This is a genomic window from Flavobacterium panacagri (assembly GCF_030378165.1).
Classification (GTDB): domain Bacteria; phylum Bacteroidota; class Bacteroidia; order Flavobacteriales; family Flavobacteriaceae; genus Flavobacterium; species Flavobacterium panacagri.
In genome coordinates this window covers 3,939,049-3,958,184 of the sequence record NZ_CP119766.1, presented here as the reverse complement: position 1 = coordinate 3,958,184, position 19,136 = coordinate 3,939,049, and the positions used below count along the sequence as shown (strand labels likewise).

22 protein-coding genes and 1 tRNA gene are annotated in these 19,136 nt (G+C 32.4%); 6 read left to right on the top strand and 17 right to left on the bottom strand.

From position 1 onward, the window contains the following. Positions 1 to 73: 73 nt before the first annotated feature. Entirely contained in the window at positions 74 to 2,089 is a 2,016-nt protein-coding gene (locus P2W65_RS17400) for a hypothetical protein (protein WP_289659555.1), read from the bottom strand. 260 nt (positions 2,090 to 2,349) lie between these two features. On the opposite strand from P2W65_RS17400, the gene P2W65_RS17395 reads away from it, so the two are divergent. Genes P2W65_RS17395 through P2W65_RS17380 form a run of 4 tightly spaced genes read left to right on the top strand, consistent with a single transcriptional unit; the run spans position 2,350 to position 4,831 of the window. Further along, the gene (locus P2W65_RS17395) at positions 2,350 to 2,781 is read left to right on the top strand and encodes a hypothetical protein (protein WP_289659553.1); all 432 of its coding nucleotides are present in this window, start codon (positions 2,350 to 2,352) and stop codon (positions 2,779 to 2,781) included. Positions 2,782 to 2,788: 7 nt separating this feature from the next. Further along, positions 2,789 to 3,436: a hypothetical protein gene (locus tag P2W65_RS17390; protein ID WP_289659551.1), complete on the top strand. Its 648-nt coding sequence runs from the start codon at positions 2,789 to 2,791 to the stop codon at positions 3,434 to 3,436. Then, positions 3,409 to 4,191 (top strand): sensor histidine kinase, encoded by a 783-nt coding sequence (locus P2W65_RS17385; RefSeq protein ID WP_289659549.1) that lies wholly within the window; start codon positions 3,409 to 3,411, stop codon positions 4,189 to 4,191. Before P2W65_RS17390 ends, P2W65_RS17385 begins: the two co-directional genes overlap by 28 nt. Next, positions 4,181 to 4,831 (top strand): response regulator transcription factor, encoded by a 651-nt coding sequence (locus P2W65_RS17380; RefSeq protein ID WP_289659547.1) that lies wholly within the window; start codon positions 4,181 to 4,183, stop codon positions 4,829 to 4,831. The genes P2W65_RS17385 and P2W65_RS17380 overlap by 11 nt, the downstream gene beginning before the upstream one ends. Before the next feature lies 1 nt (position 4,832). On the opposite strand, the gene P2W65_RS17375 is transcribed toward P2W65_RS17380, so the two are convergent. After that, positions 4,833 to 5,345, bottom strand: coding sequence for an adenine phosphoribosyltransferase (locus P2W65_RS17375; RefSeq protein WP_289659545.1), 513 nt, complete (start codon positions 5,343 to 5,345; stop codon positions 4,833 to 4,835). Between the two features lie 116 nt (positions 5,346 to 5,461). Here P2W65_RS17375 and P2W65_RS17370 point away from each other — a divergent pair. Next, positions 5,462 to 5,535, top strand: a tRNA-Arg gene (locus P2W65_RS17370). 178 nt (positions 5,536 to 5,713) lie between these two features. Beyond that, positions 5,714 to 6,847, top strand: a complete 1,134-nt coding sequence (locus tag P2W65_RS17365; protein ID WP_289659544.1) for a site-specific integrase — start codon at positions 5,714 to 5,716, stop codon at positions 6,845 to 6,847. A 13-nt stretch (positions 6,848 to 6,860) separates the two neighbouring features. Here the strand turns inward: P2W65_RS17365 and P2W65_RS17360 are convergent, their stop codons facing one another. From P2W65_RS17360 to P2W65_RS17290, 15 genes are all read right to left on the bottom strand, one after another. Beyond that, positions 6,861 to 8,777, bottom strand: coding sequence for a hypothetical protein (locus P2W65_RS17360; protein WP_289659542.1), 1,917 nt, complete (start codon positions 8,775 to 8,777; stop codon positions 6,861 to 6,863). Then, on the bottom strand, positions 8,774 to 9,286 hold the full coding sequence (locus P2W65_RS17355; protein WP_289659540.1) for a hypothetical protein: 513 nt from the start codon (positions 9,284 to 9,286) through the stop codon (positions 8,774 to 8,776). The genes P2W65_RS17360 and P2W65_RS17355 overlap by 4 nt, the downstream gene beginning before the upstream one ends. A gap of 11 nt (positions 9,287 to 9,297) precedes the next feature. Continuing rightward, on the bottom strand, positions 9,298 to 10,416 hold the full coding sequence (locus P2W65_RS17350) for a hypothetical protein (RefSeq protein ID WP_289659538.1): 1,119 nt from the start codon (positions 10,414 to 10,416) through the stop codon (positions 9,298 to 9,300). 105 nt (positions 10,417 to 10,521) lie between these two features. Beyond that, positions 10,522 to 11,049 (bottom strand): DUF4468 domain-containing protein, encoded by a 528-nt coding sequence (locus P2W65_RS17345; RefSeq protein ID WP_289659536.1) that lies wholly within the window; start codon positions 11,047 to 11,049, stop codon positions 10,522 to 10,524. Between the two features lie 42 nt (positions 11,050 to 11,091). Continuing rightward, positions 11,092 to 14,148, bottom strand: coding sequence for a hypothetical protein (locus tag P2W65_RS17340; RefSeq protein ID WP_289659534.1), 3,057 nt, complete (start codon positions 14,146 to 14,148; stop codon positions 11,092 to 11,094). Continuing rightward, a complete protein-coding gene (locus tag P2W65_RS17335) occupies positions 14,141 to 14,524 on the bottom strand; it encodes a hypothetical protein (RefSeq protein WP_289659532.1) in 384 nt (127 codons plus the stop codon). The genes P2W65_RS17340 and P2W65_RS17335 overlap by 8 nt, the downstream gene beginning before the upstream one ends. A gap of 80 nt (positions 14,525 to 14,604) precedes the next feature. Beyond that, a complete protein-coding gene (locus P2W65_RS17330) occupies positions 14,605 to 15,099 on the bottom strand; it encodes a hypothetical protein (RefSeq protein WP_289659530.1) in 495 nt (164 codons plus the stop codon). Then, complete coding sequence (locus tag P2W65_RS17325) at positions 15,096 to 15,827, bottom strand: hypothetical protein (protein WP_289659528.1); 732 nt, start codon at positions 15,825 to 15,827, stop codon at positions 15,096 to 15,098. The genes P2W65_RS17330 and P2W65_RS17325 overlap by 4 nt, the downstream gene beginning before the upstream one ends. Beyond that, entirely contained in the window at positions 15,824 to 16,000 is a 177-nt protein-coding gene (locus tag P2W65_RS17320) for a hypothetical protein (RefSeq protein WP_289659526.1), read from the bottom strand. Before P2W65_RS17320 ends, P2W65_RS17325 begins: the two co-directional genes overlap by 4 nt. Next, entirely contained in the window at positions 16,000 to 16,587 is a 588-nt protein-coding gene (locus P2W65_RS17315) for a hypothetical protein (RefSeq protein WP_289659524.1), read from the bottom strand. Before P2W65_RS17315 ends, P2W65_RS17320 begins: the two co-directional genes overlap by 1 nt. Further along, positions 16,587 to 17,135 (bottom strand): N-acetylmuramoyl-L-alanine amidase, encoded by a 549-nt coding sequence (locus tag P2W65_RS17310; protein WP_289659522.1) that lies wholly within the window; start codon positions 17,133 to 17,135, stop codon positions 16,587 to 16,589. Before P2W65_RS17310 ends, P2W65_RS17315 begins: the two co-directional genes overlap by 1 nt. Before the next feature lies 1 nt (position 17,136). Continuing rightward, the gene (locus P2W65_RS17305) at positions 17,137 to 17,580 is read right to left on the bottom strand and encodes a phage holin family protein (RefSeq protein ID WP_289659520.1); all 444 of its coding nucleotides are present in this window, start codon (positions 17,578 to 17,580) and stop codon (positions 17,137 to 17,139) included. Between the two features lie 8 nt (positions 17,581 to 17,588). After that, on the bottom strand, positions 17,589 to 17,993 hold the full coding sequence (locus tag P2W65_RS17300; RefSeq protein WP_289659518.1) for a hypothetical protein: 405 nt from the start codon (positions 17,991 to 17,993) through the stop codon (positions 17,589 to 17,591). Continuing rightward, positions 17,990 to 18,373, bottom strand: a complete 384-nt coding sequence (locus tag P2W65_RS17295) for a hypothetical protein (protein ID WP_289659516.1) — start codon at positions 18,371 to 18,373, stop codon at positions 17,990 to 17,992. The genes P2W65_RS17300 and P2W65_RS17295 overlap by 4 nt, the downstream gene beginning before the upstream one ends. A 29-nt stretch (positions 18,374 to 18,402) precedes the next feature. After that, positions 18,403 to 19,134: a LamG domain-containing protein gene (locus P2W65_RS17290; protein WP_289659514.1), complete on the bottom strand. Its 732-nt coding sequence runs from the start codon at positions 19,132 to 19,134 to the stop codon at positions 18,403 to 18,405. Between the last annotated feature and the right edge of the window lie 2 nt (positions 19,135 to 19,136).

Below are 19,136 nucleotides of genomic sequence, written 5' to 3'. Positions count from 1 at the left end.
TTTAGGTTTAATAATTAGTGACTTATGAAACAAAAGGGACATAATGTCCCTTTTGCAAATTGTCTCAAAAAAATTATTCCATAAAAGGAGCTCTGATTTTCTCGATATCAGCGTTTTGAGCGCTGGTTCCTGTTGGAATTTCAAACAACACATCACCTTCCTGATAATCGATTTTGATGTAATCTGTAGAAATAGAAACCTTTTTAGATTTCTTGCCGATTTTACCACTGCAAGTATATTTTACTTTGTACTCTGTTGGTTTAATTGTATAATCCAACTCATACCAAGCTCTGTACGGAATAGCGTCTTCAAAATTATCCGATGTAAATTTGAACTTTTTAGCAGACATTTTATCTACTTTAAGTGTTACTTCCAAAGTATCACACTCAAACAATTCTTCTGTTGATAAGGTGTAATTAATCATGTTTACAACAGGAAGTGGTATAAACAGTTTAGTTGCTTCGAAATCAAATTCCCTAACAGTATCTTTTAGCTTGATTCTCTTGTCCTTTTCATACATTACCTCTTGTCTCACTTTAATTTTAGAAGGAGTAGAATTTTTTACAAAATCAAAAACAAAAGCATTTTTTTCTTTTGACTTATCATTCCAAACAGCTGGAAAAATAGCATCAACTTCTTTTCCAGATTTACTTGTATTTTTCACATAAGGAGTCCCCTCAGGAGCAATCATTCTTCCTTGTCCTTTCCAAACCATTCTTCCTTTAGAATCTGGATAACCAACTTCTAAAGAAACCTGACTTACTGGACTGTCATTTAAAATTTCATTTTCTTTATCCAGCTTAATCAATCCTCCATTTAACGAAGCTACAACTTGAACTTTAGTAAAATCTTCATCAAGTCGGCTTTCTACAATGTATTTTTTAAGTTCAGCTTCAGCTTCTGCACCAGATTTAGAAGTTAAAGGAGTAAGATTCCCGCTAATTTTTGAATCTAAAACCTGTATAGCAGAATATTTAACTTCGTCTGTAAATTTAACAGCACGTATCTGAGTCCCTGATTTCAAGTTCATTCCAACACTTCCCAATCCCATAAACAAGCGGAAGAAATTATTTGGTTTTTGAGGTGTTTCGACAGGAGTAAATTCTTTTTCAGGCACATCAAATATTTCCTTCTTTACCATTTCAAAAGCAAACTCTCTTTGTTTCTGCAAAAGTGTTTCTTCAAACTTTTTTCTTTCATCGCTAGAAAATTGTTCATCAGTAATCACTTCACTATTAATGCCTCCTTCGGTTAAGATTTTTTCATACTCATTTTCCCAATTTAAATCCACAAAAGACCAGCTGACATTTGTTTTAGAAGAAAAATAAGTGTGTACTTTTTTAACATCGATTGTCGTTTTTATTACAGTCGTCGGCATGTAAGCTTTGTACTTGATGTTATTTTCTACCACAAGATTATTTCCTCCATCGACCAGTGAGTCTTTTACCAATTTAGCACTATTTCTTCCCATCAATATAGAAAGTGCATTATCTCCTAATCCAAAAGTAGTTCCTGCTCCTTCTCCCTGAATGTTAAACGTCCAAGGATTTGCTCCTCCAAATGGGTTATTTGGTGATTTTTCTCCCACAATATGCATGGCAATATTGTTTTCTGTCAACTGAATTGGTCGAACATTGGTCGAATTAAAATCTTTATCTACTCCAATTATAAAAGAGAACAATCCAAAAAGTGTTGACTTTCTATGATTCTTATAATCAGAGTTTAATCTTGCTTTTAATTTATCAATAGCTTTTTTCAGTAAAGCTTCTGGCAAATCAATTGTACTTGTTAAACTAGTATAAGCTCCAGCTTCTTCTTCAATTCCCTCTGCTCCAAGTATAACTCCAGAATCATTAGATCCTTTGAAAAGTTGCATTGAAAATTTAAACCTTCCGTCAGGATGTTTCGCTAAACGTGGCGCTTTTGGATAATAATAAAACTGCATTGGCAGACCGGCATCTCTCAATAATATATTGTTAGGATCTGGCGAAAAAAGCACTGCATAATCTGCTCCATCTTCTTTCTCTAATAGAATTTCTACTGTTCCGGCTCCTGCATGAGGATAACCTAGGGGTGTTGGTTGTGACATAATTTTAATCTTTTAGTTAATTACTTAATAATGTTTTACAATTTTTACTGTCTGTTTTTAGCTAAAAACTGACGATGTAAAATTCCCATTTCACAAAATATTATGTAACAGCACTTTAACCCATTTTTTTAAATAAATTTACCCAACAAAAAAAGGGTATTTTTCCCCTTGTCCAAAGTCTAGCATTCCGATAATTTTGTTCTCATCAGTAGTCAAAATACTACTAACTAAATCCTTAACCAATAAATAATAATTAAATCATGAAAAATCCTCCCGCAAAACCGAGTCAGTTAATTACAAAAGAATTTGCTCGACAATTAAATGTAAACTATAACAACAAAAAAGCTTCGCTTACAGCCAAAAAAGCAGAGAAAGAAGACGCAAATGCGATCTGGTATTCTTTAGAAGAATTAGAAAATTATATTCATTATATCAAAACTAACGGGGCAAAAGACGGCTATAATGTAGATGGTATCCGTTTTTATTTTGGAGTCTATCCTGAAGATGAGAAACATGGTGAAAAAGCAGGACTAACAACTTTATTCTTAGTTCCGACTGGAAAAAAGATAGAAAAAAGTACAGCCAAGATTCAAAGTTTTGCTTTAGTCCAACAAGCTTCATCAGATGACATACAAAGCCTTGAACCAATGAACTACGGAAACATCGGAAGACCGCCAAGCTTATTATATTAATATATTTATGTTCGAATTTTTAAGATCTTATATCATTTATCTAGCTTTATTATCAGGAATCGTTGGTTTGTTTTCACTGCCAAAACTTCCTGGCAATAAAGCTAAATTTTTAGTACTTTTAATCTGGTTTTCAATCATAACCGAAATTGTAGGCTACTATTTTACCCAATGGACAGGTTTACTAAACTTTCACGTTTACAATTTCTACATGTTTGCCAGTTTTTCTGCCTATCTATTACTTTTAAGAGCCTTATTAACCAAATTTAAAGACCGAATTGCAGCTGTACTATTTCTAATCTTATTTATCGTTTCTTATTTCTTGAACAGCTTATATTTTAAAGAAGATATGAACCGTTCTTTTACTTACAGCTTTGCAATTGGCGCATTATTAGTATTGATTTTATCCTGTTTATATCTGATTGAGATTTTCAATTCTGAAAAAATATTAAATTTTAAAAAGTCAGTTTTTTTCTGGTATGTTTTAGGAATTTTGGTTTTTCATGTCCCATTCACACCTTTTATGCTGGCAATCAATTGGTTTTTAATCAAACAGGATGAATCTATTTTTAGCTTGGTGCTGTTTATTTTAAATTTTCTGGCGCACAGCTGTTTTATAATCGGATTTATATGGAGCGAAAAGAAATACAACTATTAGTCATTTCTCTGGGTATTGTTTTCTTTACCCTTATTATCGTTATCGTTATCATTTTCTTTTATTTTTTAAAGAAGAAAAACAATTTTGTGGTAGAGAAAATGGAAGCCGATTTGTATTTCCAGTCCGAATTAGTCAAAACCAGAATCGAGATAAAGGATCAGACCTTATCTGAAATCAGCAAAGAACTGCATGATAATATCGGTCAGATTATTTCGGTCGCCATTATGCAACTTAATATTTCAATCAGCAATAAAAATGTAAATATTGAAGAACTTAAAGATTTAAAAGCCGTTTTAGCCAAATCACTTGACGAGTTAAGAATTCTTTCCCGAATTATCAATAAAGACAATTTACTGCAAAACAATTTTCTCGAAGCCATTCAGCAGGATTTGGAAAGAATTAAGAAACTCAAAAAAATCAAATACAGTTTAAATCAAATTGGAACAGTACCGACGATAAACGAAGAACATGAATTAATTATTTACCGAATTTTTCAGGAAGCACTTCATAATAGCTTAAAACATTCTAGAAGTGATTTATTTGATGTATTTATAGAAACCACCAATTCCGTTTTTAGATTAAAATTAAAAGACTTTGGAATTGGGTATGATCTTAAAAAATCGAATTCAGGAATAGGTTTAAATAATATGAAACTGAGAGCAAAATTAATTGGCGCTAAACTAATTCTCAATTCTGATAAAACCGGAACAAGTGTAACTATCGAATATCCTTTAACTCAAGGCCATGAAAACTAATCCAAAAAATAAAATAATAATTGTCGATGATCATTTGTTATTTTCCCAATCTCTTGAACTTCTGATTAAAAGTTTTGGCGATTATGAAGTAATAAAACGTTTTGAAAACGGAAAAGTGTTTATCGATTATCTGGAAGAAAATAACTCCACAGAAATTGATCTTATTCTTCTTGATGTCAACATGCCTGTTCTAGATGGATTAAGCACTATGAAATGGCTCAAAGAAAATCGACCAGATCTAAAGGTAATTGCATTGTCCGTTAACGATGATGATGAAATTATTATAAAAATGATCACCAACGGTGCCAAAGGTTATTTATTGAAAGACACTTCTCCCGAAATTTTTAGAGAAGCTATAGAATGTGTAATGGAAAAGGGCTTTTATTTCACAGAATTAGTTTCTGGAATGCTAATTAATAAAGTCAATAGTGACAATAAAAAAATCAGTTTGAAGGAAAAAGAAATAGTCTTTATCAAACATGCCTGCACTGAAATGACTTATAAAGAAATTGCATCAGAAATGTGTTTAAGTCCTAAAACTATTGACGGTTATCGCGAAATACTTTTTGACAAACTGGAAATAAAAACCCGAATCGGATTGGTACTTTATGCCATTAAGCATAAAATTGTTTTGGTTTGAGCTAATAAGTCAACGCTGCAAAAACAGGATAATCTTTTATTTTTTCTCTTCCGTTAAGAAAAGTCAGCTCCATTAAAAAATTGCATTGTACAATTTCGCCTCCTAATTTCTCTACCAATTCGCAGACTGCTTTTGCTGTTCCGCCAGTTGCTAAGACATCATCATGAATTAATACACGGTCTCCTTTTTTTATAGCGTCTATATGCATTTCTAAACTATCAGAACCATATTCTAATTCATAAGAAGCAGAAATCGTCTCATACGGAAGCTTTTTAGGCTTTCTAACAGGAACAAATCCCGCATTTAACTCCTGAGCCAATAACATACCGAAGAAAAAACCACGAGATTCAGCCCCTACAACTTTATCAATTTTTTTTCCTTCTAAAGAATCGATCAAAATTTTAAGGCAATTTGTTCGCGCTTCAGGGTTAATTAGCAACGGAGTGATATCTTTAAATAAAAATTCTTTTTTAGGAAAACCCTGAATATCACGTATATACTTTTCAATCTTCATTTTTTTTTAATTTTCTGTTATTTTTTCCTTGTTTATCTCACATTTATGTCTATCTTTGCACCCGCAATAAGCAATCAACAAAGCTACAAAAAAATAGCTTTAAGATAGCAAAAAAAGGCCTCGTGGCGCAACTGAATAGCGCATCTGATTACGGCTCAGAAGGTTACTGGTTTGAATCCAGTCGAGGTCACAAAATATAATATCGCATAGGCGAGATACTTTAGTAAAAAAAGCTAAGTATCTCGTCTTTTGCATTTTACGGACTTTACAAACCTTTCCTACGTATGCTAAGAATTCAAAAAAACTTCCAAAACTTCCCAATAAACTTCCCAATGAATTTTAGTGGGAAAATAAACGCGAAAATTGTAATGAAAAAAGATTACGTTCGCACAGATGGTACATGCGCACTTTATGTGCGAATATTTCTAAATAAGGAGACGAAAAAAATTGCAACTAATATTTCGGTACGACCGGAAGATTTTGACGAAAAAAAACAACGAATAAAATCAAAGTGTATTTATCATAAAGATTATAATCTGATTATAGAAAAAATACTTGGTGATTTAAATAAGATCGAAGTTAATTATAGACTCGCACAAGTTCCTTTAAATCTGACGGCACTTTTGAATGAGTTTGAAAATCCATCATCTAGAATTGACTTTTTAAAATTCTGGGAACAGGAAATGATTACACAGAAAGAAATACTAAATCCCAGCACATACAGACAGCAAATGTCTATTTTAAATAAAGTAAGAGGCTACCAAGCTACAATTTACTTCTACGAAATAACCGAGGAGTTTTTTGAATTGATGAAAGCTCATTTTAAAAAGAAAAAAAATACCGACTCTACAATTGGTTCTCTAATCAAATCATTTAAAAAGTACCTTCATATTGCAAACAAAAAAGGAATAACAACTCCATTAGATTATCAAGATATAAAGAACAGATCATTCGTAGGTGACCGATCTTTTTTAGATGCATCAGAGCTAAAAAAAATGCACGATTACTTTAATGCAGGTTACATTAATGCTACTCACAAGGCTATTTTAGCGCGATTTCTGTTTTCATGTTTTACTGGACTTAGAATTTCAGACATTCTAATGATAACACCTGAAAATATTATTGGGGACATCTTAGTTTTTTCAGCAGTTAAGACATCTAAACTACAACGAATACAATTAAACAAAACAGCAAAAATATTTATTGAACCAGAAAGCCAACAAGTTTTTCCAGGTAATTTTACTCCAGAGTATATCAATCGAGAATTAAAATTTATTGCCAAGATCTGCGGTATAACTAAGAAAATATCATTTCATGTCGCAAGACATACTTTTGCAACAAATTTTCTGATATGTGGAGGAAGAGTTGAAATTCTTCAAAAATTATTAGGCCACAGTAAAATTACAGATACCATGGTTTATGTGAAGATAGTTGAAAGTATCTCAAATCAGCAAATACATAATATGGATGATATACTATTAAAAAATGAGCCTCTTAAATAAGAGGCTTTTTTTTTTAGAAAGAGACTGTATTAAGGCTAAATTTAATCTTGTAATTATTCTGCTGTGTCTCTGTAATTTCTGAAGTAGCAATTACATACTCTTGATTATCAACAAAAATTCTTTTGCATTTAAGTAATTTATTTTTTTCAGTCTCAGTAAATGGCCCCCACAATTCAACAATAGAACTATTAAGCATAAACTTTATAAAAACTTTCCAAAAAACTTCGTAAATTCCTTTAGCTCCACTAATTTTAAGCGTTTGACCAAGGTAATCAGAAGAAATATAAGGCATTTTAGCAGGGTCATAAATCATTATACCTGTACCATTCTTCGAATCTAAATCTTCTGAAAGGTCTGCCGTATAAGTAACCGGAACAAACTTAAACTTTGAGTTTAAAGTCTCTGAAAAATCAGATTTTTGCACTTCAAAAAGCTCTACCGATTCAGCAGTAACCCAAATAGCTTCGTCAATTTCATTATCATACTTCAATAAAAACGCATTATATTTCGGCGGATCATAACTTGACAATAAGAGCGATTTTTTTACTTGATAAGTATTTGATTTTTTTATTGTTGATTCATTGAGATTAATAGTCAATGTTTTTGTAAAATCATCTGGTATAATTTCCAAATTAAACAAATTTTGCAACTCGTTTAACAATGTCCCAAAAGTCCAATCTGGGACGTAACGCCCCAACTGTATTGTTGGATGCATTTGATAATAAAGTTTACTGTAAACCGCATTCTTGACGATTGTTGCATTGTACGGAATCGTATTTGGAGTGTAATAATTTATATTGATATTTTTTCCTAAATCTTCTTCCTCTACTTCAATTGCAACACTTCCTGAGTACATTTGACCAACCTGACCTGACACGTGATCAACTTGCCGCATAAATTTTCCATCTAAATAAATTTCGAGTGCAACAAAAGGAATAAAACTAACTGGTAGATTTATTTCAAACGTAGGAACAGTCATTTCGTAACTAAAAACATAAGTTCCTTCAACAGTAGCGGGAATTACTGTAACCAATTTGGCATAAGTAAAAACTATATGAGATTCGCCATGTCCGTCATCATCCCAAATATAGATATCATTCAAAGTTTGTGGCGGTCCTAATGTCTCGGTGTTAATTGCTGGACTTGTCTCCGTTAAATTATTTTTATTACTGTAAAGTAATAATCTCTTTATAAAATCAGAATTTGGAAAACTTCCTTTTAAAGTAAATCCTAAACTTTCTAGAGCATAGAAAACTGGAGACAGTAAAAAGACCTGTGGAGCAACCACATTCTTATTATAAACTGTACATACATTTGAAACAATGGTGTAGTAATTCTCAACCAAACCTTCCGAATCATACAGATTTATATGATTTTGATATTCGCTCCATGGATCATCCGATTCTAAACCCACACCAAATTTATTAAACCACTTCATCGAAGGAAATTGCCATTTAACTTCAGGGTAATTTTTATCGAGAAATGAGCGTGGATATGTTTTCCAGTACTCAGACCCTGAAAGCGCTACTGCAGATTTTTCCGAAAAAGGAACGGGATCTGTCTCGTTAGGAATTATTGAAATTATGGGCATAAATTCAGAAATTTTTCTGCTCATAATTGATAAAAGAACACTTGAGAACCTTAAATTACACTTTCTAAACCCCTTCAAATAAGACAAAATTTGTAATTCTCCGTAAAATTTTTCACTGCCATCAAAAACGATAACTTGTATAATTTTTTTCTTTTTAATAGAAGCTAAATCTCTAGTTCCTAAAGCTAGTTGTGTTCTTCTGTTTTCAATAATCAGAAAAGGATATGCTGAAGCTGAAACTTTGAAATCTCGCGATAATAAATTGTTTTCATTTTTAACCGTTAATGTTTCTTTTACAAAATCAATTTCTATATTATTTGCTATAATTTTAAAACTCATAACTTAATTAAGTAAAGTAGAACAATATATGGCTGCATATTATTATGTGGCTGATCTCCTCCACTTGAATATGCCTTCATTTTAGTAGTTGCTGCTCCTGAATTATCCAACACCCTTTGATTTCCATTTCCTCCTGCATTATTCATATTGTACGGAATGTCTATTCCAATTGTTGGAATTTCACTAGAAAGCAGCTTATGTTTTTCACTACCTCCCAATGCTCCTAATTCTGAGTAACTGTCACTAAAACCAATTACGGTTCGCCCTCCCATGGAAGGTCTGCCATCAAGGCCATTACATTGCGCCCAACCTGCACGCTTACCTTTTCCTACCCCAGTTGAAGTATAGTCACTAATAAGTTCTTCCCGAGTACAGAAAACAATTTTTATGTCTCCTGGTAAATGCAGAGCTTCCAGAACATGAGTTAAAATTGTTCTTACTTCAAAAGCTGTATTTTTATCACCGTCTCCAAGACCAGCTATTAAACTTACAAATCCGTTAAAATCCATGATATTATATATTAAGTTAACCAGTCATTAGGTAGAAAATCACGATCGTCCCAATCAGCACCTTGTACGTTGTCAAAATAATTTGATACTTTTCCGCCTTTAGTAAATGAAAAGGTCAAATCCTGAGCATATAAATGTTTTTTATCCCTGTATCCCAATAATTTCTTAGTTGTGGTTAGTATTTTTCTATACTGGCCATTAACTTTAAACAATACTTCATGAGACGTTGCAATTTGATTAACGATCGCGCGTTCATTTTGAAGTAAAGAACCCGTGTTTATAGTATATACCGAATCTTCGCTAATTTCAAAAATTTCATTTATACCATCATTTTTCTGGTAAGTATCGGAAGAAAAAGAATCTTGAATTTCAAGTTCTCCATCGAAATAAGCAGGAATGTAATAACCAAAATTGTTTTTAAAGTAAATTTCTTTGACTGGGAAGTCCGGAAAGCGAATTAATTTGAAAGTCTGTAGAACTTCTTTCAATCCGCAAATAATTCTAAGTTCAAAGTATAATGTATCTTTTTCAAGAATTACTGGAGATAAATTAAAATTGTAAATAAAAACCTTTTTTCCTGTAAATGTTTCCGAAAATGAACTGTCCAGTAAGTTTCCATAATTATCTTTAAACGAAACTGTAAAATTTTCCGTTTCAGCTTTAACATAAAACGGAATAATTATTTTACCGTTTTCAGGTATTAATAAAACTGGTGGTGTTACTCCTAAAATTTGAACTTTTGTGCTATCATCAAAATACTCTGGATTAACGTTGTAAAGAAAGTAAAAAACAGGTAAACTGACTGTTTGGACAACGTCATCATTGTCAAGTCTCTTTTCTTCTACGGTAATCGAAATTTTCTTTTTTAAATGTGTCTGTTCAAAAATTCCATTTTCAGTGTACACATTTATAACAGTTTCAAAATAGGCATTATAAATCTTGACTAAATCTTTTACAGCAGTGTAACTATCCAAACGCGACCATCCCTGCTCATCAAACAAAACATCATCTACATAGATTAACGCTCTAAAGTAAAAGCCGTCTCCATTAGTAGAAGTTATTTTAATCTCGGTATTATTTGCATCCAAAAGCACTCTATTTAGCGCAGGAGATTGAACTACTGTAAGCATTACATCATTTAATTTTAAACGAAATTACATATGAGGAAGGCTTCATAATAGGACATAAAAAAAACCGCTAGTAAATAGCGGTTTACAATTTTAAGTATCTAAGTATTACCAGTTGCTGGAAGATTGATCAGTTTTACCTGAGACGAAATTATAATGTGAAATGTATAATTCCTGGACAGCTGCTGTAAAAGAATCGATCGAAGATTTATAAATACTTTTTGCGGATCCATCTTTCTTAAAAAAGTCGGCTGGGCTTGATAGAAAAGCCATCTTTTGACCTTTAGACGTAATTTCTTCAGGCGTAAATGAAAATCTGTATCTCCCCTCTTTAAATTCAAATTCTATAGTATACAAAACGCCATAGTAATTAGTGCCTAAAGACTTTTGAAAGAAAAATTCTTTTGAGAATCCTTCTATTCTAATCATTTCATTCGTTTTATCAGCTTTTATTACCTCATTCGGACGCTTATAATTTTTCTGAATCCAATCAAAAGTTTTTAAATATAATTGTTCTGCAGTAGCGTTTTGAACTTCGGTTACAACTGGAGTAATTCCAGATGCAGTTAATTCAACATTTTTTTGACAAAATCCATTGATTGTCGATAGCAGAATAAATAAGAAGATTCTTTTCATAATTAGGGCATTTATGTTTTATACTAACAAACCTACAAAAAATTATTCATTAACGATTCCATTTCGATCAGCCTCGGATCTTTCTTCATTCAAATCCTGAATACCCTTTGCTTCCTCATAACCAATAATGACATTAGAAGGAACAGGATTTTCCAATCTAAATAGTACAGCTTTAAGAAGAACTTTCATTTCTGAATCATTTTCACTCATTACTGTTGGTGGTATCACATTCGAAGAAGTAAACCCTCCATCTGCAAACTTTTTTGTATTTCTTCCTGTTCGCTCATTTTCTAACCAAGCAATTGTATTAGCATACCTCGGGCTTTGAGTCATTGCCTTTGGAATGACATATTCATTATCATGAACGACACCTGTCATAGGGCCAAATTCGTCATATCCTAAATGCGGATTTGCTCCAGTAAAACCGCCATAGAAAAATTTAGGCGTTTTTGGTGCTTTTGCTTTGCTTATATTTTTAATTTGAGCAGTAGTTGTAAGAACTGCTGCTGCAATCTGAACTGCTTTTACCGCTGCATCTAAAATCGGATTTCCCATTGAAGGAGCAGATAAAATAGAAGTTACTGCCAACGCTCCATTTATACCAGCCTGAGTAATTGCTAACGCTTTTGATTGTCCAAACAATTCTGTCAAAGCACCGGCTAATTGTCCAAAAGCACTTAAACTTGCACTTATTTTCCCTAACTCTCTTTGACGATCAACTTCATCCTGTTTCGCTTTTAGTGCATCTGAAAATCTGATATACTGTTCTTCTGTAATTTTTTTGTCTTCAAGAAGTTTCTTGTAACGCGCCAATTGAGTTTGAAAATCCTGATCCTGCTTAATTCTATCTTCTTCATATTTATTTGCCGCTTCAGCCAATGCTAATTCATTATCAAGAGCTAACTGCTCGGCTTTTAAAACTTTCTGTTCTTCCTCGTATTGCTTTTTTAGATTAGTTGTTGAATCCAAAAATGACATTTCTAAGTTTTGCCTTTCTGTTTCATAATTATAATCTATGATCTGTTTTAGTAGTACTAATTCTTCAGCAGATTTTGCCGAGGCTTTCGCTTTTTCTATATCGGCAAGCCTTTCCTCTGCTAATGCAGTTAGTTTTCTATCTTTAATTCTTTCTAAACGATCTGTTTCATCCTTTATAATTTCAGGAGTCAGTTTTTTTGTAGAATCTAATTTGCTTCTTTGGGTAGCAATAAAGAAATTTAGCTCCGCCTTATATAAGTCAGACTTCGCCTTAGCAAGAGCAAGTAATCTATCCAGCTCTTCTTTGGCTGCCTTTGCTTCTTCTGCTCGTTTTTTTTCTAAAAATTTTCGACGTTTTTCTTCTTCCTTTTCCCTTTCTTTATCGCGAATTGCTTGTTGCTTTGCAATAGCTTCTTTTAATAAACGCTCTTCTTCAGCAAGTTCTTCAGCCGTTTTTGTCGTTTTTTTGGTTTCTGTGGTAGTTTTTAAAACAACTTCTTTTGATTTTAATGAATCAAGTCTTTTTTGTAACTTCTCAACATCAACTCCCATTGCCTCTAACAAAGGAGCTACATTTGCAATTGTACTTTTAATAGTATCAATTATGGTATTTCTGATCTTATTGAAAAAATTCAAAATTGTTTTACCAAGATTAACAAAATAATCTCCTGTCAATTTTATAGCTCCTTTAAAATCTCCGGTTATAATAGCTTTAAGGAAATCAAAAACATATTTCACGTAATCAAAGAAAATTTTCAAAGCAACTCCTAATGTAGAAAAAACAGTAACTACTATAAACTTCAATTGAATAAAAGCATTTACCAGTACAAATGAAACAATGTCAATTAATGGCTGAATGTCTTTTTTTAAATCTGAAACATATAAAATTATATCTGCAAGAGTATCAATTGCATTTGCTTTAACTTGATCCCACATAGCACCAAAACCTTCTATTTCGAATAACTCAGATTGTGCTTTATTAAGTTTTTCATTAGCAGCTAAAAGTTCTAACTGAGCTTTAGTCGCTTCAGTTATTTCCTTTTTTGTAGTATCAGAAATCGTTTGTAGTATTTTCAAGGCACCGCCAGCATCTTCCCCAGCTCCTTTAAAAATGTCAGCAGTTAATTGTGCCTGTTGTTGTTGCGACAACTGAGTTTTCTGGGATTCAGCAGCAATTTCTTCTAGAGCTTCTTTGGTTGTTGTTTTACCTGCTGCAACACGTGCTAAAATATTATCCGAAAAAGTAATTCCAAATGCATTTTCTAATGCATCTCTTGTTGATTTGGTTTGTTCTTTTAAAGCTAAATCGGCCTCTTTTAAAGCATCGGGTAATTTATCTGAATAAATTCCAACATCGTATCCCTTATTAATGACGTCTATGAATTCAGAAGCAGAATATCCGGCTTTATTAAAGAACTCATCATATTCTCCAACGCTATCTAGAAATTCATCATTTAGCGATCCGCCATTTGCCAAACCTTCCGAAATAAGTCGATTAGCTTCTGACATTGATATCCCATAAGTTTTACTAAGCGAATTTGCCTTACTAGCAATTTCTGAGAACTCTTTATCGAATGTTTCTGCTGTAGCCAGAATTTCTGATCTTACTTTTGTAAGTTCCTCTGCTGAATTTACACCAAACGAACGGAGTATATTATTTGACTTTTCAAGTTCCTGATTAAACTCAAATAGTTTTTTAGTTCCGACAACTATACCGCTTAATACAGCAATAGCGGCACCAATCGGTGTAGCAATAAATTGTAAAGTAGTTTTAACTAAATTAGTAATTTCTGATCTGATCCCTTTTAAACCTTCTAATGCACTCTCAAAATCTCCAGATAAAAGACCGTCTCTAAATTTTTTTAAACTTCCTTCAGAGTCATTCATAGCCTCTGAAGAATCTCTAAGCTCCTGTCTAAACACTGATTGACGTTCAGTTAATTGATCCAGTTCTCCTCCTAGCCTACGTAAATCTTCATTATAAGTTTCTGAATTTCTATTTAGATTATTTATTTCACTCCTAGTCTGAGTTATAGCACGGCTAATTCCTGCAAATGAATTTACCACTTGACGATCATTAATATAGATCGATATTTCTCTTGGAATTTCTCTTCTAGCCATTTATCTGAAGGTTTATTATTGATGAAACCTGTTCTAATCTGACATCTGAAATCTCATTCGCAAGAGTTTCCATTATGTTTGATGATTGGATTGCTTTTGAGAAGACATTTGTAGCAGTTAAACGTTGATTTATTCCATTTGACTTCTTGCCCTCAAAACCATGATGTTGCATAAAAATGTAGTACGGTGCAGACATAGTAAGCCTTTGAAGACGATTATTTTTAAATCTGCTACCAGCATTACTAATTTTAACCGCATTTCCTGATCTCGTTTCTCCTGATTTTGAAACTTCATTCTTTACTGAAGCTCTAAGCTTTTTTACTGCTTTTGAAGTGATTTCACGTTCTTGTTTCAATACATCAATTATGCCCGTCATAAACCTATTTTTAAGCTAAATTAAAGGGAGCGCATACGTTAAAATAGGACATAAAAAAACCTCTCAAATAGAGAGGTTTTTTAGAGTGTGAAATCCCACTGATCAGGATCAAAAGTTAAATCTTCGTGATTTTTTAATGAATACAAAACGTTCCATCCATACATATTATCGAAAATAGGGCCTACTTTTTCATAACTAAAATTGTTTACGTCAAACTTTCCAAAAAGCCAAGAATCGCGATCCTTACTGAGCTTTTTTAAGTATGAGGCTATGTCAATTACCACATTTTCCAATTTATCCAATACAATCTCTTGTTTCTCGTAATTATCCGCTTTTCCTGTAAAATCTAATATCAAAAAAGAAATAGATCTATCATTAAAATTCGACGTTTTTTCAGAATTCGAGTACATTGCAGCTGAATGACTTTCTAGTAATAATGCAGGTGTAGAAATTCCACTTCTAAACTGTCCATTAATCTCCGCCCAATTAAAACGATAAAAACCTTTTAATTCCTTATGAAATTTGGAAATATTTTTGTGAAAATCAACTATAGGTTTATGTGTTAATATTCTCATTTCTTTGCTGATTTTAAGTCTTCTTCAAATTGTTCAAGGAAGGAATAAATATTTACTTTTTTTATAGACTCTAACTTTGACAAATCTCCTTTTGCCATGCTTAGAATAACTTTTGAGAAACCATACTGTTTTTTATTTGACCTTGTTTTATTTTCTTTAAAAGCTTCTGAAAAACGCTTAACAAGGTTGTTTTTACATCCAAAATAAGCCAGTTCAATCGCTAAAAGTTTACATACAGGAAGCTTCGAAAAGGGTATTGCATACTGATGCAAATTATTTTTGTTAAAAACTGGACGTTCTTTAGAAACTGTATATAAAACAGCAGCTAAATAATATAAGAACTCAATGTTTTTCGTTTTTCTCCATTTGATATGGAGATCATCAGCAACCGCAAATTCATCAGCGGATAGATCTGCTATGTTATTTTGCGGAGGGAAAAACTTCTTTTTTTTAAATTTTATGGATTTTGGAAAGACAGTTCGATTATTTTCTTTAAAAATAAACTCATAATTTTTCTGCAAATCTGAAAGAGGATAATTTCTTAACACTATTCTGAGTTTAGCTTTTCTGGAAAACTGCCACCATTTTACCCCAGTCAGCAGAAAAAACAACTTTATGTAGAATAGAGTATTAGTTTCTGAAGTATTGAAAAGAAAAGCAATCCTTTCAAATTGCTTTTCCTTCATTTTGTCCCAAGTTTCAGGAATGTAAAGTTTTAAAGATTTCATTGAAAATCGTTTTCTTTCTCCCTTAACAATTGCTTCTCTTTTATCAATAATTCAGCTTCAATTTTTCCAAATCGTGTATAAACAGAATCATTTACAAAAGAAAGCATTTCGATTTCTCCTAAAATTAACGCTTTGCGTATTTTTAATCTTGTAATATCTTCTTCTAAAGTCATTATAAAGGATTTTTCTTTTTATAAAATTTATAAAGTTTTCTAAGTGCATATATTAATGCAATAGATAAAATAAGCCAAAACAGATTCCATTTGCTCCAGCCATAACGATGTGAGCTTCTATCAACTTCATTAAATGTACCTTCTGAATTTATATTTGTTTGGTTTTCTGTTTGACTATCATATTTTTTTTCGGCATTCGTATTTAACCTTTCAGAAGAGTTTTTTGCTTGGTCTAACTTCGTATTTAATTTTTGAGCCGTCTTTTTATTTGTAAGTTTAGCGTTTTCCAAAAAGTACTTTTTCCCAAAAGGATCAATGTAAACTGCTGGCTTACTCGAGTCTTTAGATTCAATCGTAAACTCATCATTATCAATCTCTTCTATCTTTAACAAAGAGGAAATAAATTCAGTTTGAATGTTCAAATTGGTATTTAGGAATTCCTCGGAATTCCCGGAATTCCTAAAAAATCCCGAAAATCCTGTCTTCTCGATTGCTTCTTTTTTATGTAGCTCGGTTTTCCGAGTGCCACATGAATTTAAAGTAGTTATTAAAAACACTGTTAACCAAAAAAATAGAGCTTTTCTCATCAGATCAAATTTTCATAATGTTCAACGATCTCAGCAATTTTAACCGCCAATTCTTTTTTGTTTTCATTGTATGCTTTTATATCCGATGGATTGGAAATAAAACATACTTCAAGCAGGGAAACAATACCTTCCTTTCGCATTAACCCCAAACTTCCTCTATGGCTTTGACTCTCTGATAACGCTCCTCTATTTTTTATTTTTAAAATTTTAGAGGTTGCTTCTGCAAGTTCTTTAGAAAAGGCTATGTCTAAGCGATCTGCATCATTTCCATATAAAGAAGTAGTACCTGTAGCTGTTGGCGAAAGCGCCGCATCAAAGTGAAATTCTAAAACAACAGATCCGCTTCCAGTTTTAATTCTTTTCAAATAGTCACCAAGACGTTCGTCATCTTTGTCTGTTATAACTTTTACTTTTCTTTTAAGCAGTTCGGCCACTACTAAATTTCGAAATTCGACAGTTAAGTCGGCTTCACGCAATCCATTTGCTACCGCTCCTGGATCAACTTTAATTCCTTTGGGATTATGCCCCGCTGAGATAAATGCTGTCATTTTAATCGGTGTTTTTTAAATCAGTAATACTATCTTTTATTTCGTTTGCTCGTCCAAGAGCCTTTTTTATTAATGCCCAAACATCTTTTCCTGTAGCTTTTTCAAAATTTTCTTTTATGGACACCCCTTCAATAAAAATCAAAACGATAGCACATATTTTAGTAGCGAAAAATGATATCGAGAACCATTTTTGAAAGAATTCAGTAAGTGCAAAAAAGTCTATTATGTAAAGGCAGATTATACACATTTCATATAAAAGCATTTTAGAAATGATTTCACTTAAACGTCGGCTTGTTACAAATTTCCATCCTTTGACTTTTATACTTCTGTAAATTCCGAAAGCGGTATCCAAAACTATGGCTGCTCCCACCGCTATTAATAACCCAACTATTGGAGTAAAAAACAAACAAGTTGCGGTAACTAGGTAAAGTAAAAATGTTTTCATTTTATGAATTAATTGTGTTTATAGTAAAACCTATCTTGCTCAGAAATCGCTTCATCACAATGATCTTTTCCTAGAACTTTATCCAACAATCTGCGAAGCCAGGTATCCTTTTCATGAATTTTGATAAGTCCAGTAATAGCGGAAATCGTTTGATACCATTTTCCGTATTTAATTGATCCTTTTATTTTTAAAGCATCATTCAATAATTCTCCAGCTCCAGCACATGCCGAACCATCTAAGGCGAGAGTTATACTTCTAATAATTGGCTGTAATTGCTTTTTAAGCGAGTAATCAAATCTTATTAAGTGCTTAAAAAATGTATAAACAACACCCAAAACAAACAAGACAATGAAAATCGAACCGCCAAATGCCAAAATAATAAGCTCTATAAAAATTGCTAATACGCTTTTCATATTAACTCCCAATTTTCAGGCTCAAGCTCCCAAACTGTATTACCACTTTCCAGCAGATCAGATTGGACATAAATCAACAACCCAATTTTTAAACGCATGTATTCTAATTGATGTGGTGTTAATTGGCTAAAATCAAGTGATCTTACCGCTACATAATTATCTACAGCTTGATATAACTGATTGTACTTTTCCGAATCAATAGGAGTCGAATTACTATGCCACAATGTTTTTGCATTTTCATCTGTGACAATGTAATGCTGAATCTGAAAAACTGCGTTTTCCGTCCCCAGACTTAAACCTGTAATTACTATCTCAATAAAAGCTTCTTTCAAACCTGTACGAGTATCTCCGTAAGAGGCTTTAATGTTTGATTTTATCATTCTATGTGGTATTTAATGATTATTTTTTGTTAAAAAGGAAAAGTTCTACCTGTTCCTGAATTGTATAAATACAAAGCCTCTGAACTTGTCAATGCCCTATTTTTCCATATTGCAAATTCATCAAGCCTCGCGTCTAAAAAACCTGTAGCTGTCCAGCTTATTCGTCCTATAACAGTGTTCTGAACAGCAATAGGCATTTTAGTATAAGTTCCTGTCATTGATCCAGCAGCGGATGCCAAAACACCATTTTTATACCACTTAATACCGCTTACATTAGCAGTCCCATCATAAGTAACTAAGTAATGAACCCATGTATTTAAGTCTGCAATGCCACTTGTCGCACCTTGTATAAGATTCGAAGTATTTGTAAACAAATTCATTACGAGCTGCCCGTTTGGTAGTTTTTGTATTGCATACTGTTCGTTCGTAGCTCCTGCTCCTCTTCTATATATCAATGCAGAAGCATTATTACCCATATTATAAATCCAAAAAGAAATCGAAAAAGGCAGATCATTTGTAGAATTAGAGAAATTAAAATTATCACTGTTAGGTATGATAATTAAACTATTAGAACCATTAAAAGTTGCTGAATTTCCAATTTTGCCACTATTTATGTATGACACATTTGTCGATGTACCATTTACACCGTTAACTAAATCAATCGCATCGGAATCTAACTTATAGTAAGCAACTAAACTAATATTCAAGTCATTTACTTTAACCTGCTTTTTTTTAGCAAAATAATATTTCTTTAACCCCATAA

Bases quoted from the DNA above. Each gene is read 5' to 3' on its own strand.
- P2W65_RS17400 (WP_289659555.1), bottom strand. From the start codon at position 2,089: ATGTCACAACCAACACCCCTAGGTTATCCTCATGCAGGAGCCGGAACA.
- P2W65_RS17395 (WP_289659553.1), top strand. From the start codon at position 2,350: ATGAAAAATCCTCCCGCAAAACCGAGTCAGTTAATTACAAAAGAATTT.
- P2W65_RS17390 (WP_289659551.1), top strand. From the start codon at position 2,789: ATGTTCGAATTTTTAAGATCTTATATCATTTATCTAGCTTTATTATCA.
- P2W65_RS17385 (WP_289659549.1), top strand. From the start codon at position 3,409: ATGGAGCGAAAAGAAATACAACTATTAGTCATTTCTCTGGGTATTGTT.
- P2W65_RS17380 (WP_289659547.1), top strand. From the start codon at position 4,181: ATGAAAACTAATCCAAAAAATAAAATAATAATTGTCGATGATCATTTG.
- P2W65_RS17375 (WP_289659545.1), bottom strand. From the start codon at position 5,345: ATGAAGATTGAAAAGTATATACGTGATATTCAGGGTTTTCCTAAAAAA.
- P2W65_RS17365 (WP_289659544.1), top strand. From the start codon at position 5,714: ATGAAAAAAGATTACGTTCGCACAGATGGTACATGCGCACTTTATGTG.
- P2W65_RS17360 (WP_289659542.1), bottom strand. From the start codon at position 8,777: ATGAGTTTTAAAATTATAGCAAATAATATAGAAATTGATTTTGTAAAA.
- P2W65_RS17355 (WP_289659540.1), bottom strand. From the start codon at position 9,286: ATGGATTTTAACGGATTTGTAAGTTTAATAGCTGGTCTTGGAGACGGT.
- P2W65_RS17350 (WP_289659538.1), bottom strand. From the start codon at position 10,416: ATGCTTACAGTAGTTCAATCTCCTGCGCTAAATAGAGTGCTTTTGGAT.
- P2W65_RS17345 (WP_289659536.1), bottom strand. From the start codon at position 11,049: ATGAAAAGAATCTTCTTATTTATTCTGCTATCGACAATCAATGGATTT.
- P2W65_RS17340 (WP_289659534.1), bottom strand. From the start codon at position 14,148: ATGGCTAGAAGAGAAATTCCAAGAGAAATATCGATCTATATTAATGAT.
- P2W65_RS17335 (WP_289659532.1), bottom strand. From the start codon at position 14,524: ATGACGGGCATAATTGATGTATTGAAACAAGAACGTGAAATCACTTCA.
- P2W65_RS17330 (WP_289659530.1), bottom strand. From the start codon at position 15,099: ATGAGAATATTAACACATAAACCTATAGTTGATTTTCACAAAAATATT.
- P2W65_RS17325 (WP_289659528.1), bottom strand. From the start codon at position 15,827: ATGAAATCTTTAAAACTTTACATTCCTGAAACTTGGGACAAAATGAAG.
- P2W65_RS17320 (WP_289659526.1), bottom strand. From the start codon at position 16,000: ATGACTTTAGAAGAAGATATTACAAGATTAAAAATACGCAAAGCGTTA.
- P2W65_RS17315 (WP_289659524.1), bottom strand. From the start codon at position 16,587: ATGAGAAAAGCTCTATTTTTTTGGTTAACAGTGTTTTTAATAACTACT.
- P2W65_RS17310 (WP_289659522.1), bottom strand. From the start codon at position 17,135: ATGACAGCATTTATCTCAGCGGGGCATAATCCCAAAGGAATTAAAGTT.
- P2W65_RS17305 (WP_289659520.1), bottom strand. From the start codon at position 17,580: ATGAAAACATTTTTACTTTACCTAGTTACCGCAACTTGTTTGTTTTTT.
- P2W65_RS17300 (WP_289659518.1), bottom strand. From the start codon at position 17,993: ATGAAAAGCGTATTAGCAATTTTTATAGAGCTTATTATTTTGGCATTT.
- P2W65_RS17295 (WP_289659516.1), bottom strand. From the start codon at position 18,373: ATGATAAAATCAAACATTAAAGCCTCTTACGGAGATACTCGTACAGGT.
- P2W65_RS17290 (WP_289659514.1), bottom strand. From the start codon at position 19,134: ATGGGGTTAAAGAAATATTATTTTGCTAAAAAAAAGCAGGTTAAAGTA.